General features: G+C 62.4%; 11 protein-coding genes and 1 tRNA gene. 3 read left to right on the top strand and 9 right to left on the bottom strand.

Annotation, left to right across the window (positions count from 1 at the left end):
- Positions 1–378: 378 nt before the first annotated feature.
- Positions 379–455 (bottom strand) — tRNA-Pro (locus C0Z18_RS15330).
- A gap of 116 nt (positions 456–571) precedes the next feature.
- Between C0Z18_RS15330 and C0Z18_RS15325 the strand changes: the two genes are divergently transcribed.
- Together C0Z18_RS15325 and C0Z18_RS15320 are read left to right on the top strand one after the other, a co-directional pair.
- A complete protein-coding gene (locus C0Z18_RS15325; protein ID WP_158244241.1) occupies positions 572–1045 on the top strand; it encodes a SixA phosphatase family protein in 474 nt (157 codons plus the stop codon).
- Between the two features lie 137 nt (positions 1046–1182).
- On the top strand, positions 1183–1986 hold the full coding sequence (locus tag C0Z18_RS15320) for a GNAT family N-acetyltransferase (RefSeq protein ID WP_102646253.1): 804 nt from the start codon (positions 1183–1185) through the stop codon (positions 1984–1986).
- A 67-nt stretch (positions 1987–2053) separates the two neighbouring features.
- On the opposite strand, the gene ppx is transcribed toward C0Z18_RS15320, so the two are convergent.
- A complete protein-coding gene (gene ppx / locus C0Z18_RS15315) occupies positions 2054–3565 on the bottom strand; it encodes an exopolyphosphatase (RefSeq protein ID WP_102646252.1) in 1512 nt (503 codons plus the stop codon).
- Between the two features lie 359 nt (positions 3566–3924).
- Here ppx and ppk1 point away from each other — a divergent pair, with 359 nt between their 5' ends.
- Entirely contained in the window at positions 3925–5988 is a 2064-nt protein-coding gene (gene ppk1 / locus C0Z18_RS15310; protein ID WP_102646251.1) for a polyphosphate kinase 1, read from the top strand.
- Positions 5989–6022: 34 nt separating this feature from the next.
- On the opposite strand, the gene phoR is transcribed toward ppk1, so the two are convergent.
- The 7 genes from phoR to pstS all read right to left on the bottom strand — a co-directional run bounded on the left by phoR (position 6023) and on the right by pstS (position 12744).
- Complete coding sequence (gene phoR / locus C0Z18_RS15305) at positions 6023–7336, bottom strand: phosphate regulon sensor histidine kinase PhoR (RefSeq protein ID WP_102646250.1); 1314 nt, start codon at positions 7334–7336, stop codon at positions 6023–6025.
- Between the two features lie 83 nt (positions 7337–7419).
- On the bottom strand, positions 7420–8121 hold the full coding sequence (phoB, locus tag C0Z18_RS15300) for a phosphate regulon transcriptional regulator PhoB (RefSeq protein WP_102646249.1): 702 nt from the start codon (positions 8119–8121) through the stop codon (positions 7420–7422).
- A gap of 30 nt (positions 8122–8151) precedes the next feature.
- A complete protein-coding gene (phoU, locus tag C0Z18_RS15295; protein ID WP_102646248.1) occupies positions 8152–8856 on the bottom strand; it encodes a phosphate signaling complex protein PhoU in 705 nt (234 codons plus the stop codon).
- 18 nt (positions 8857–8874) lie between these two features.
- Positions 8875–9723, bottom strand: a complete 849-nt coding sequence (pstB, locus tag C0Z18_RS15290) for a phosphate ABC transporter ATP-binding protein PstB (RefSeq protein WP_102646247.1) — start codon at positions 9721–9723, stop codon at positions 8875–8877.
- A gap of 15 nt (positions 9724–9738) precedes the next feature.
- Positions 9739–10635 (bottom strand): phosphate ABC transporter permease PstA, encoded by an 897-nt coding sequence (gene pstA, locus C0Z18_RS15285; protein ID WP_102646246.1) that lies wholly within the window; start codon positions 10633–10635, stop codon positions 9739–9741.
- On the bottom strand, positions 10632–11615 hold the full coding sequence (pstC, locus tag C0Z18_RS15280) for a phosphate ABC transporter permease PstC (RefSeq protein ID WP_102646245.1): 984 nt from the start codon (positions 11613–11615) through the stop codon (positions 10632–10634). The genes pstA and pstC overlap by 4 nt, the downstream gene beginning before the upstream one ends.
- A 97-nt stretch (positions 11616–11712) precedes the next feature.
- Entirely contained in the window at positions 11713–12744 is a 1032-nt protein-coding gene (gene pstS, locus C0Z18_RS15275) for a phosphate ABC transporter substrate-binding protein PstS (RefSeq protein ID WP_102646244.1), read from the bottom strand.
- Positions 12745–12979 lie beyond the last annotated feature (235 nt).

The raw sequence follows: 12979 nt of genomic DNA, 5'->3' as shown, positions 1-12979 counted from the left end.
GTGAACATCGTCTCGGTGTAGCCGTCCGCTCCGCGCATCGTTTCGCTCTCAGTGTTGGTCGATTCCTTCTTTCAACGTTTACCCCTCCCGCTCGGATGACGTCTGCGGGAGGTATTTCAACAGCCTGTTAGGAGGTACAGGGCGGGACGATGCGGACCCACCCCACTTTTGAGGACAGAGTTTTGAGGCAGAGGGCGCGTTTCGGTTGATTGCGGGAGCCAGTGCGTGGGCTGGTTTCGGCTGGCCAGCGATCTTGAGCGTTGCCGAGAGAACGAAGGTGGCATTCCCCGTTGACGAAATCTCGTTACACGGGCGTTACATGGCCGAGAAAACGCGAAAGGGGTTACAGTCAAATAGACTGTAACCCCTTGATTTCCTTGGTCGGAGCGAAAGGATTCGAACCTTCGACCCTCTGATCCCAAATCAGATGCGCTACCAGGCTGCGCTACGCTCCGACGAGTCAGGGATTCTAGCCTGCCCCGGACCGCGCAGTCAATCGCGGCACATCGCGGCACGTCATCTGCAACACATCACGGCGCGATCTCGCGCCCCAACTCTAGGAGACGACGACATGGATTTGATTCTTTGGCGCCACGCTGAAGCCGAGGACAGTGCTCAAAGCGACATGGGCCGCCAACTGACCTCACGCGGTCGCAAACAAGCGCAAGCGGTGGCGAAATGGCTACGCGCACGGCTGAGCCCGGACGCCCTAATCCTCGCCAGCCCGGCCGCCCGCACCGTGCAGACAGTCGAATCGCTAACCGACCAGTACCGCACGGTGGACAGCATCGGCCCTGGAGCCAGTCCCGACGCCGTGCTGGCCGCCGCGCGCTGGCCGGAAGGGATCGCACCCACCGTCGTCATCGTGGGACACCAGCCGACGCTCGGGCTCGTCGCATCTCAGCTCGTCGCGGGCGAGGCGGCCGAATGGACGATCAAGAAAGGCGGCCTGTGGTGGCTGTCGAGCCGCGATCGCCCCGAGGCGCGCCGCGACGGCCTCGTTCAAGTGGTCGTGCGAGCCGTGTTATCGCCCGACCTCGCCTAGCCATGATGAAAGCTGCGTGTCCAGCGCGCGACATGTCATCGCAACGACACGCGTTTGCCACGCAACCGTCATGCCCCATTACTACATTGGCAAGGACCCAGCATTCCTTTCATAGTCATTCGGAACCAGGACCCCCCATGCGAGATCTGCCGACGCCCACCCTGCCCCTCGCTTCGATTCCGCTCGATTCGCGCCGCCGCCTGCCGCGCGAAAAAGAAACCATCACACAAGAGCATCGTCTACAAGTGGCTTGGGCGCGTACCGATGAAGAGCTTCGCGAAGCGCAGCGCCTGCGCTACCGAGTGTTCGCCGAGGAAATGGGCGCGAGCGTCTCGGGACCGGCCGGCCTCGACGTCGACGCATTCGACGCCTACTGCGACCACCTGCTCGTGCGCGACCTCGAAACGCTGAAAGTCGTCGGCACCTACCGCGTGCTGCCGCCGCACCAAGCCGCCCGCATCGGGCGTCTGTACGCCGAAGGCGAATTCGACTTGTCGCGCCTTGCGCATTTGCGCTCCAAGATGGTCGAGGTGGGCCGCTCGTGCGTACACGCCGATTACCGTAGCGGCTCGGTCATCATGTCGCTTTGGGGCGGCCTTGGCACCTACATGCTGCAAAACGGCTACGAAACGATGCTCGGCTGCGCCAGCGTACCGATGGCCGACGGCGGCCATTTCGCCGCGAACCTGTACGAATCGCTGCGCGAGAACGCGCTGACGAGCCCCGAATACCGCGCGTTCCCGCACACGCCGCTACCGGTCGAGGAACTGCGCACCGGCGCGCGCGTCGCGCCGCCGCCGCTGGTCAAAGGCTACATGCGTCTCGGCGCGAAAATTTGCGGCGCCCCCGCCTGGGATCCCGATTTCAATTGCGCGGATTTCCTCACGCTGTTCCGGCTGTCGGATATCAACGCCCGCTACGCCCGCCATTTCCTAGGCTGAAGCGCGCCTCGCTCATTCAGCGTGTTGTGCGCGGCTGCCGTTCAAGCGGCGGCCGCCGCCGGCGTACTTACTCGTCCGTGTAAATGACGCGGTAGCGTATGCCGACCTTCTCCCACTCCGCCGCCTCTTGAATCAAGCTGTAATCGGTCAGCGGGTTACCGGCCACCCAAGCGTTCGGCAGGCGTACCTCGTACCCGCCGTTCGATTTCGCGACGCGAATCCCGGGCAGTCCGGCATCGGTACGGCGGCGGCAAAGCAGCGCCGCGAGCCGCAAACAAAACAGCAAGGGCCATTCGACTTCGCGCGTCTGCGCCAGCTTGCCGAGCTTGCCCGCATGGCCGAGCACGAGCACGGCGAGCCGCGCCTGATCGGTGCGCGAAAAGCCCGGCATATCGGCATTGCTCGCGATATAGGCGGAGTGCTTGTGATACGAGCTATGCGAGATCGACAGACCGATCTCATGCAGCGCGGCCGCCCACCCGAGGAACATGCGCCCCTCGATCAAGCGTTCGGCATCGGGCTCGCCGATCTGATCGTAAAAGCCCACGGCCAGATCGGCGATGCGCTCGGCCTGGGCACGATCGACGCCGTAGCGGCGCATGAACCCCTCGACCGTGACGGCGCGCATGTCCTCGTGTTGAGTGCGCCCCAGCAAGTCGTACAGCACGCCTAGGCGCAGCGCGCCGTCGGTCGTATCGACATAATCGATGCCGAGCTCTTCGAAGACCGCCAGCATGATCGACAAGCCCCCGGCGAGCACCGGCACGCGATCGGGTTTGAGCGCGATCAGTTTGAGCCGATTGACGTTCTCGGCCTTGATGAGGGCGCGCTTGAGCCGCTCGAGACCGCCGCGCGAGATGCCGTGCGAAACGCCAGGATCATTGAAGCCGTTCGCTTCGACGAGTTCCGCGAGCGCTCGCGCGGTACCCGAGGAGCCGATCGCTTGATCCCACCCGGCTTGCTTGTACTCGCGCGAGATGATCTGGATTTCACGCTTTGCCGCGAGTTCGGCCTGGCGCATCGTGTAATCGTCCACGTTGCCCGCCGGGAAAAACGCACGGCTATGGCTCACGCAGCCGATATACAAACTCTCCATGACGAGCGGCGTGTAGTGCTGACCGATGATGAATTCGGTCGAGCCCCCGCCAATGTCGACGACGAGCCGCTTGCCCGAAATCGCCGGCACCGAATGCGCCGCGCCCGCGTAGATCAGCCGCGCCTCTTCGCGCCCCGCGATCACTTCGATCGGAAAGCCGAGCGCGCTTTGCGCTTCGACGAGGAACTCGGGCGCGTTCTTCGCCACGCGCAGCGTATTCGTCGCGACGGCGCGCACATGATCCGGATGGAAATCGCGCAGCCGCTCGCCGAAGCGCTTCAGTGCATCCCACGCGCGCACCTGGGAAGCGCGATCGAGCATCTTGTCGGCGGAAAGGCCGGCGGCAAGACGCACGGGCTCGCGCAACGCATCGACCTGATAGATCTGCGCGCCGGCGGGCGTTTCCTCGATGCGGCCGACGATGAGCCGGAAGCTGTTCGAGCCGAGGTCGACCGATGCAAGAAGATGCGGGGTATTGGGCATTAGGAAAAAAGGCTCCCGTTCACGCGTACCATGGGGCCGGGGCGACTCGCCCGGCACGCGCGTCACTGTTCAAAGACGCCATTTTAAGCGCATAGTAATTCCCACCGGTGGACGATTGTGACCTCGTCCATGCGTCATCGCGCGGCGCCCCATGCGCACCGGAACGCGAGGCGGCTCGGCGCGCGTCTTGCATTCATCTTGCGTTCGATACGCATTGCACGAATGCGAATGGTCAAAGTCATACCAAATATCCGTAGAATGAGTGTCAGTATGACTTTTCATAGAAATGACATCGAACCATGAGAATGTCCGAGCGCCCGTTCATTCCCTCATCCGACCCCTCTCATCTATCGTTGCCGATGTCGCTTCGCTATCCCCTTCTGAATCGTGAGTTAGGCATCCTGGGTTTCAACGAGCGCGTCCTGGCGCAAGCGGCCGATCCGTCGGTACCGCTGCTCGAGCGGCTGCGCTTCATCTGTATCACGAGCAGCAATCTCGATGAGTTCTTCGAGATCCGCATGGCCGGTCTGCAAGAACAGATGCGTGACAATCCGGGCGCACTCGCGCCCGACGGTATGTCGCTGCAGCACGTCTACGACCTCGTCGTGGAGCGGACTCACAAGCTCGTGGACCGGCAATACGCGATGCTGCACGAGACGGTGCTGCCGGCGCTCGAGCAGGAGGGCATCTACTTCCATAGTTGGGACACTTGGACCGACGCGCAAACCGAGTGGGCGCGACGTTATTTCATCGACGAATTGCTGCCCGTGCTGACGCCGATCGGTCTCGACCCGGCCCACCCCTTCCCGCGCGTGCTCAACAAGAGCTTGAATTTCGTCGTCGAACTCGAAGGCAAGGACGCCTTCGGCCGGCAAGCGGTCATGGGGATCGTGCAGGCGCCGCGCGCGTTGCCGCGGCTCGTACGCATGCCGCAGGAGCTGTCGGGCTTTGCGTACGGGTTCGTGCTGCTCAGTTCGTTCATGCAGCGCTTCGTGCAGGAGCTTTTCCCGAACCTCGTGATTCGCAGTTGCAATCAATTTCGCATTACGCGCAACAGCGACCTATTCGTCGATGAGGACGAAATCACGAACCTGCGGGTCGCTCTGCAAGGCGAGTTGCCCGCGCGCCACCTGGGCAACGCCGTGCGCCTCGAAGTGTCGGCGGACACGCCCGCGCACCTCGTGCGCCGCCTACTCGACGAAAGCGGCTTGATCGAAAAGGACTGCTACCGGGTGGGCGGCTCGGTCAATCTCGTGCGGCTCATGCAATTGCCCGAGCTCGTCGATCGGCCCGATCTGAAGTTCGTGCCGCACGTCCCCACGACGCCGCCCGCGCTCGCGAACGCCGCCAATCTGTTCGAGACGATCGATCAAGGCGACGTACTGCTGCATCATCCGTACGAGAGCTTCCAGCCCGTGCTCGAGCTGCTGCTGCAAGCGGCGCAGGACCCGAACGTCGTCGCGATCAAGCAGACGATCTATCGCACCGGCACCGACTCGCCGCTGATGGATGCGCTGATGCAGGCGGCGCGCAACGGCAAGGAAGTGACGGTCGTCGTGGAGCTGCTGGCCCGCTTCGACGAGGAAACGAATATCAACTGGGCTTCGCAGTTGGAAGCCGTGGGCGCGCATGTCGTGTACGGCGTCGTCGGCCACAAGTGCCATGCGAAGATGATGTTGATCGTGCGCCGCACGACGCACAACGGCAAGTCCTCGCTCAAGCGCTATGCGCACTTGGGCACCGGCAACTACCATCCGCGCACCGCCCGCCTGTACTCCGACTTCGGCTTGATGACGGCCGATCAGCGTATCTGCGAAGACGTGCACCACGTGTTTCAACAGCTCACCGGAATCGGCGGGGAGCTCAAGCTGCACGATCTGTGGCAATCGCCGTTCACGCTGCACCCGAAGCTCGTCGACGCCATTCGCGCCGAAGCCGAGAATGCGCGAGCCGGAAAAAAAGCCCGCATCGTCGCGAAGATGAACGCCTTGCTCGAACCCACGGTCATCGCCGAGCTTTACGAAGCCTCGCAAGCCGGCGTCAAGATCGATCTCATCGTGCGCGGCGTATGCTCGCTGCAACCGGGCGTGGAAGGACTATCGGAGAACATTTCGGTACGCTCGATCGTCGGCCGTTTCCTCGAGCACCATCGAATCTTCTATTTCTTCTCGAACGGCGAGGAGCGCGTCTATCTGTCCAGCGCGGATTGGATGGATCGAAACTTCTTCCGCCGCGTCGAAGTCGCCTTCCCGGTCAAGGATCGGCGCTTGAAGCGGCGCGTCGTCGCGGAAGGGTTGTCGGCGTTCCTCGGCGATAACCAATCGGCCTGGGTCATGCAAAGCGACGGCCACTACCGGCGCAGCCGTCCCGGCAAAACGTCGCGCAACGCGCAAGCGAGCCTGCTCGTGAAATTCGGCTGTTGACCGGTGGCGCCCGTGGCGCCGGCCGCGCCTTGCTTCAGGCGTGGGCCGGCTGACGGCGCGTCGTACGCGCGGCGGGAAAGCGCACGCTGAACGTGCTGCCTTTTCCCTCTTCGCTTTTGACGTCGAGTGTTGCATCGTGCCGCTGCAGCACGTGCTTGACGATCGCAAGGCCGAGACCCGTTCCGCCCGTATCGCGCGAGCGGCTGCGATCGACGCGGTAAAAGCGTTCCGTCAATCGTGGAATATCGGCCGCGGGAATACCGAAGCCCGTGTCGGTGACCGAGAACACGGCCTCCTTGCCCACCTGCTTCCAGACGACGCTGATAGACCCGGCATCGGGCGTATAGCGGATCGCATTGGTCACGAGATTGCCGAGCGCGCTGAGCACCTCCGTCTCGGCGCCCGTGACCGTCAGTGCGTCGTCCGTAGTGAAATCGATACTGTGGCGCCCGCCGGATAGCGTGGCGGCATCGTCGCGGATGTGAGAAATCACGGCGCGCATATCGATCGCCTGATCGCTTGGCGGCTTCATGTTGCCTTCGAGCTTGGCGAGCACGAGCAAGTCGTCGACGATATTGCGCATGCGCGACGCTTGCTGATCCATCAACTCCAAGTAACGCTCGCGGTCGGCGCGCTCGAGCGGCAACTCGCGCATCGTTTCGAGAAAACCCGATAGCACCGTCAGCGGCGTCTTCAGCTCATGCGAGACGTTCGCCACGAAATCGCGCCGCATCGCATCGGTGCGCTCGAGTTCCGTGATATCCGCGGAGAGGACGAGCTTGCGATTCTCCCCGTAGGGGAACGCTTGAACGGAGAGGACGTTTTGCCGCTTCTCGCCCATGCCGCGCATGACGAGCATTTGCTCGTAGTGATGCGAGTTCAGATACCGGACGAAATCCGGATGCCGTACGAGATGCGTAATGTGCTGGCGCAAGTCGCGCTTCGCATCGAGCCCGAAGTGCTCTTCGGCGATCGCGTTGCACCATTCGATCTGGTCGTGATCGTCGAGCATCGCCACGCCGTTCGGCGACGCTTGAATCGCCTGGATGAAGCGCGAGTGCTGTTGTTCGACCTGACGCACCTGCGCATGCCAGCGCTTGGCCAGCTTGTGCAGGCGGTAATAGATTTCACCCCAGATGCCCGGCGCGCTCGGCACCTCGCCGTAGACCGGGGCATCGAGCAGGCGCCACAAGCGCTGGGTGTGATAGGTCGAAAAAAGACTCTGCGCGATGAGCGCCGCAAGCGCGAAAATCAACGCGGCGCGCACGCTCGTCACGGCGGCGATCGCCGCGCAGATGAGCGCGAGCAGCAGAAGCGATACGATCGAGCGCGCCCAAATGATATTCATGAAGTCAAGGTCAGCCGAGTAACGAGGAGGCGGCCACGCCGGGCGCCGCGCCCGCCCGTGGCGCCGGGCAGCGCCCTTCGCGCTTACGCGCTCTTGGCGAGACGGTACCCGCTGCCGCGCACCGTTTCGATCATAGCATCGCACCCCGCCGGCTTCAGTGCGGCACGCAAGCGCTTGATGTGCACGTCCACCGTGCGCTCCTCGACGAACACATGATCGCCCCACACCTGGTCGAGCAATTGCGTGCGGCTATGCACGCGCTCGGGGTGCGTCATGAAAAAGTGCAAGAGACGGAACTCGGTCGGTCCCAGATCGAGCTTGATCTCGCTGCCCGATCCATGCGCTGCGACGCGATGCGTGGCGGGATCGAGCTTCAGGCCGTTGATCGCCACGACGTCCTCGGTCAACTGCGGCGCACGCCGCCGCAGTACGGCCTTGATACGGGCCATCAACTCCTTCGGCGAGAACGGCTTCGTGACGTAATCGTCCGCGCCGATCTCGAGTCCGAGCACCTTGTCCTGCTCGTCGCCGCGCGCCGTCAGCATGATGATCGGGATGTGCTTCGTGCGCTCGTTGTTGCGCAGATCGCGCGCAAACGCGATCCCCGACTTGCCCGGCAACATCCAGTCCAGCAAAACGAGATCGGGCAGCACGTCGCTGATCAGCGCCTGTGCCTGCTCCGCGTTGTAGGCGCGGATCGGGCAGTGCCCCGCGTGCTGCAGGTTGACGGAAATCAGTTCGGAAATCGCGGGCTCATCTTCGATGATGAGAATGCTGCTCGGCATCGTCACCTACCTCTTGATACGTTCAAACGTTTAACTAAGGGCTTCACGCTCGAGGGCGTCGCGCGACTTGTGGCGCACGTCGGTCCCTTTCACGATGTAGATGATGAACTCGGCGATGTTCTTCGAATGATCGCCGATGCGTTCGATCGCCTTCGCGATGAACAGGAACTCGAGCCCCGCCGAAATCGTGCGCGGGTCTTCCATCATGTACGTGACGAGCTTGCGCACGAACGCGCGGAATTCCTCGTCGATCGCCTTGTCGTCGCGCACGATTTGCGCGGCGGCCACCGTATCGAGACGCGCGAACGCATCGAGTGCGCGGCGCAGAATCGACACCGCCATCTCGCCCGAAAGCTTGATCTCGGCGATGTTGACCGTGCGTGACGTGCCGTCTTCCATCAAACGTTTGACGCGCTTCGCAATTTTCTCTGCCTCGTCGCCCGCGCGCTCCAGATTGGTGATCGTCTTGGAGATCGCGAGCAGCAGACGCAGGTCGCGTGCGGCCGGCTGCCGGCGCGCGATGACGTTGCTGCACTCCTCGTCGATCTCGACTTCCATCCTGTTGACGACTTCTTCCGCGGCAATGACCTGATCGGCCACTTCGGCGTCGAAATCGTTCAGCGCCTGCATCGCGCGCGTGATCTGGGCCTCGACGAGACCGCCCATTTCCAACACCTTCGACGAGACGAGGTTGAGATCCGCGTCGAATTGGCTCGACAAATGCTTGTCCGACATCGCTGTCTCCTTAGTTCATCAGCCGAAGCGGCCGGTGATGTAATCCTCGGTTTCCTTGCGGACCGGCTTGATGAAGATTTTCTCGGTATCGCCGAATTCGATCAACTCGCCGAGATACATGTAGCCCGTATAGTCGGAACAGCGTGCCGCCTGCTGCATATTGTGCGTGACGATGACCACCGTGTAGTCGCTCTTCAGTTCGGCGATGAGCTCTTCCACGCGGCCCGTCGAGATCGGGTCGAGGGCCGAGCACGGCTCGTCGAGCAACAACACCTCGGGGCGAATCGCAATGCCGCGCGCGATGCAAAGCCGCTGCTGCTGGCCGCCCGAGAGGCTGTAACCGCTTTGGCTCAACTTATCCTTGACTTCGGTCCAGAGGGCCGCTTTCGTGAGCGCCCATTCCACGCGGTCGTCCATCTCCGAGCGCGACAACGATTCGAACATCTTCACGCCGAACGCGATGTTGTCGTAGATCGACATCGGAAACGGCGTAGGCTTTTGGAACACCATGCCGACGCGCGCGCGCAGCAGCGAGATATCGCGCTTGGTCGTGAGCAGGTTTTCGCCGTCCATCATGATGGCGCCTTCCGCGCGCTGCTCCGGATAGAGGGCGAACATCTTGTTGAAGGTGCGCAAGAGCGTCGACTTGCCGCAACCGGACGGACCGATGAACGCGGTCACCTTGCCTTCCGGGATGTTCAAGTTGATGTTCTTGAGCGCGTGGTACTTGCCGTAGAAGAAGTTCAGGTTCTTCACTTCGATCTTCGGCGTGGTGGGGGCCAGCGGACGATCGCTCGTAGCCGGCTCGAAACCGGCGGGCGCGGCGGGACGCTCGACTTGGGACAGGTGACTTTCAGCCATATTCATAAAACGCTCCGTGGCTTATTTCTTGCCGAACATCGCACGCGCGAGGATATTCAATCCGAGCACGCCGAGGGTAATCAGGAACACACCGGCCCACGCGAGCGATTGCCACTGCGGGAACGGACTCATTGCGAACTTGTAAATCGTGACGGGCAAATTCGCGAGCGGCTGGTTCATGTCGACCGAGAAGAACTGGTTCGACAAAGCCGTGAACAGCAGCGGCGCCGTTTCGCCCGCGATACGCGCGATGGCAAGCAACACACCCGTCACCACCCCGGCGATCGATGCCTTCAGCGTGATCGACAGCACCATCTTCCACTTCGGTACGCCGAGCGCGAAAGCCGCTTCGCGCAGCGCATTGGGGACGAGCTTGAGCATGTTCTCCGTCGTGCGGATCACGATCGGAATCTGCAACAGCGCAAGCGACACGACGCCGGCCCAGCCCGAAAAATGGCCCATCTTTTCGACGATGATCGCATAGACAAAAAGGCCCACGACGATCGACGGCGCCGACAGCAAAATGTCGTTGATGAAGCGCGTGACGCTGGCGAGCCAGCCCTTGTGGCCGTACTCGGCCAAGTAGACGCCGGCCAGCACGCCGATCGGCGTGCCGACGACCGTCGCCGCGCCCACCAGCATCAGCGTACCGACGATCGCGTTGGCGAGACCGCCGCCGTCGGTGTTCGGGGGCGGCGTCGATTGCGTGAACAGCGACGCCGATAGACCACCCACACCAAGGCTGAGCGTCGTATAAAGAATCCAGACGAGCCACAGCAGCCCGAATGCCATCGCGGCGAGCGACATCGTCAGCGCGATCGCGTTGACCACGCGACGCCGGCGCTGCAAGCGGTCGCGCGTCGCGGCGAACGCCTCGGGGCTCGCCGAACCGGGGATTTGCATCGAAGGACCGCTCATTTCGCCCCCTCCGCCCTTTCGAGGCGAAGCAGCATGATCTTCGAGATGGCGAGCACGATGAACGTGATCACGAACAGAATCAAACCGAGTTCCATCAACGCCGCGGTGTGCAGCCCGGGGCCCGCTTCGGCGAACTCGTTGGCGAGCGCCGAGGTAATGCTGTTGCCCGGCGAGAACAGCGAGATGTTGCTGAGCAAGTTGGTGTTGCCGATCACGAACGTCACGGCCATCGTCTCGCCGAGCGCGCGACCCAGGCCGAGCATGACACCGCCGATGACGCCGCTCTTCGTGAAGGGCAGCACGATCTTCCACATGACTTCCCACGTCGTGCAGCCGATGCCGTACGCCGATTCCTTGAGCAGGACGGGCGTAACTTCGAACACGTCGCGCATGACCGAGGCGATGTACGGGATGATCATGATCGCGAGGATCACGCCGGCGCACAGGATGCCGATGCCGATCGGCGGCCCTTGGAACAGCGCACCGATGATCGGCATGGACCCGAGAACGTTGCCGATCGGCTGCTCGAAGTAGGTGGCGAAGATCGGCGAAAACACGAGCAGGCCCCACATGCCGAATACGATCGACGGAATCGCGGCCAGCAGCTCGATGGCGATGCCGAGGGGCCGGCGCAGCCAGATCGGGGACAGCTCGGTGAGAAAGAGCGCGATGCCGAAGCTCACGGGCACCGCGATGATGAGTGCGATGAGGGACGTCGCCAGCGTGCCGTACACGGGCACGAGCGCGCCGTAGCTATCGTTGGGTGGATCCCAATCGCTAGCCCAAAGAAAGTGAAGCCCGAATTTTTGAATCGACGGCAGCGATTCGACCACCAGCGACACGATGATGCCGCCGAGCAGCAGCAAAGTAATGATCGCTGCGAGGCGCGCGAGATTGCCGAAGATCAGGTCGCCGAGTTGGCTCGGCGCGCGTTGCGCGTGTTCGGCGGGGGCCGTCGACATGAGTCGAGTGTCGGACATGTGAACCCGTTTACGAGTGCAGCGCCCGGGATGGGCGCAAGCGATGGCGATGCCCGGCAAGGCACTCGCCTTGCCGGGCCGTTGCTACCTACGGCGCTTATTCAGCAACCGACTTGCCCGAAGCATCCTTCACATTCGCTTTCCATTGCTTCTCGATTTCAGCCGTCACCGATGCCGGCAGTGGGATGTAATCGAGCGACGACACGGCGTCGGAACCGTTCTTGAAGCCCCAGCCGAAGAACTTCAGCGTTTCCGCGCCTTCCGCCGGCTTTTCTTGCGTCTTGTGCACGAGCACGAACGTCGCGCCGACGATCGGCCATGCGGTGGCGCCCGGCTCGTCCGTCAGGATCTGGTAGAACGACTTGCTCCACTCGGCACCCTTAGCGGCGGCCGCGAACGTCGCCGTATCCGGCGTCACGACCTTACCGTCGTGGTTCACCATCTTCGTGTAGACCATGTGGTTTTGCTTCACGTAGGCCCACTCGACATAACCGATCGCGCCCGGCAGACGTTGGATGAATGCGGCAACGCCGTCGTTACCCTTGCCGCCCGTACCCGTCGGCCAATTCACCGTCGTGCCTTCGCCGATCTTCGACTTCCACTCGGGGCTGACCTTCGAGAGGTAGTCCGACCAAATGAACGTCGTGCCCGAACCGTCGGCGCGGCGCACCACGGCGATAGCCGTGTCCGGCAGCTTCACGCCCGGGTTCAGCTTGGCGATGGCCGGGTCGTTCCACTTCGTGATCTTGTTCAGGTAAATGTTGGCCAGCACTTCGCCCGACAGCGTCAACTCGCCGGCCTTCACGCCAGGCAGGTTCACCGCCGGCACCACGCCGCCGACCACCGTCGGGAATTGGAAAAGACCTTGCTTCGCAAGTTCGTCGTCCTTCAGCGGCATGTCCGAGCCGGCGAAATCGACCGTCTTCGCTTCGATTTGCTTGATGCCGCCAGCGGAACCGATGCCTTGATAGTTCACCTTGCCGCCGCCCGACTTGACGTACGAGTCCGCCCATTTCGTGTAGAGCGGAGCGGCGAACGTGCTGCCCGCGCCGGTGATGTCAGCGGCTTGCGCGGAAACGGCGAAGAGCACGCCGGCCAGGCCAGCGAACGCGGTTTGCATCAATTTCATGAATTTAACCCCTAGTGGTGTGGTCGTGGAAAACGCGACACCGCGAAGATTAGGTCGTAACTGTGACAGTAATATGACTGTCGATGAAGGTAAAGTGACAGCATCCTTACCGAATGAAAGGATTCGTCATGAAATTAGCATTAAATGTGAGGAATTAGGGGAAGATAAGAGCACGGCGCCCCTCGCGCCGGTGAAACTAGCGTAGGAGAAAAGCGCCGCGGCTGCAGCGCTTTTC

Source organism: Trinickia dabaoshanensis, assembly GCF_002879885.1.
Classification (GTDB): domain Bacteria; phylum Pseudomonadota; class Gammaproteobacteria; order Burkholderiales; family Burkholderiaceae; genus Trinickia; species Trinickia dabaoshanensis.
The sequence above is the reverse complement of the archived record's forward strand: the minus strand, read 5'-3'. Positions and strand labels throughout refer to the sequence as shown.

What these genes read in the sequence shown, in the direction of transcription:
- C0Z18_RS15325 (WP_158244241.1), top strand. Translation starts at nt 572, where the DNA reads ATGGATTTGATTCTTTGGCGCCACGCTGAAGCCGAGGACAGTGCTCAA.
- C0Z18_RS15320 (WP_102646253.1), top strand. Translation starts at nt 1,183, where the DNA reads ATGCGAGATCTGCCGACGCCCACCCTGCCCCTCGCTTCGATTCCGCTC.
- ppx (WP_102646252.1), bottom strand. Translation starts at nt 3,565, where the DNA reads ATGCCCAATACCCCGCATCTTCTTGCATCGGTCGACCTCGGCTCGAAC.
- ppk1 (WP_102646251.1), top strand. Translation starts at nt 3,925, where the DNA reads ATGTCGCTTCGCTATCCCCTTCTGAATCGTGAGTTAGGCATCCTGGGT.
- phoR (WP_102646250.1), bottom strand. Translation starts at nt 7,336, where the DNA reads ATGAATATCATTTGGGCGCGCTCGATCGTATCGCTTCTGCTGCTCGCG.
- phoB (WP_102646249.1), bottom strand. Translation starts at nt 8,121, where the DNA reads ATGCCGAGCAGCATTCTCATCATCGAAGATGAGCCCGCGATTTCCGAA.
- phoU (WP_102646248.1), bottom strand. Translation starts at nt 8,856, where the DNA reads ATGTCGGACAAGCATTTGTCGAGCCAATTCGACGCGGATCTCAACCTC.
- pstB (WP_102646247.1), bottom strand. Translation starts at nt 9,723, where the DNA reads ATGAATATGGCTGAAAGTCACCTGTCCCAAGTCGAGCGTCCCGCCGCG.
- pstA (WP_102646246.1), bottom strand. Translation starts at nt 10,635, where the DNA reads ATGAGCGGTCCTTCGATGCAAATCCCCGGTTCGGCGAGCCCCGAGGCG.
- pstC (WP_102646245.1), bottom strand. Translation starts at nt 11,615, where the DNA reads ATGTCCGACACTCGACTCATGTCGACGGCCCCCGCCGAACACGCGCAA.
- pstS (WP_102646244.1), bottom strand. Translation starts at nt 12,744, where the DNA reads ATGAAATTGATGCAAACCGCGTTCGCTGGCCTGGCCGGCGTGCTCTTC.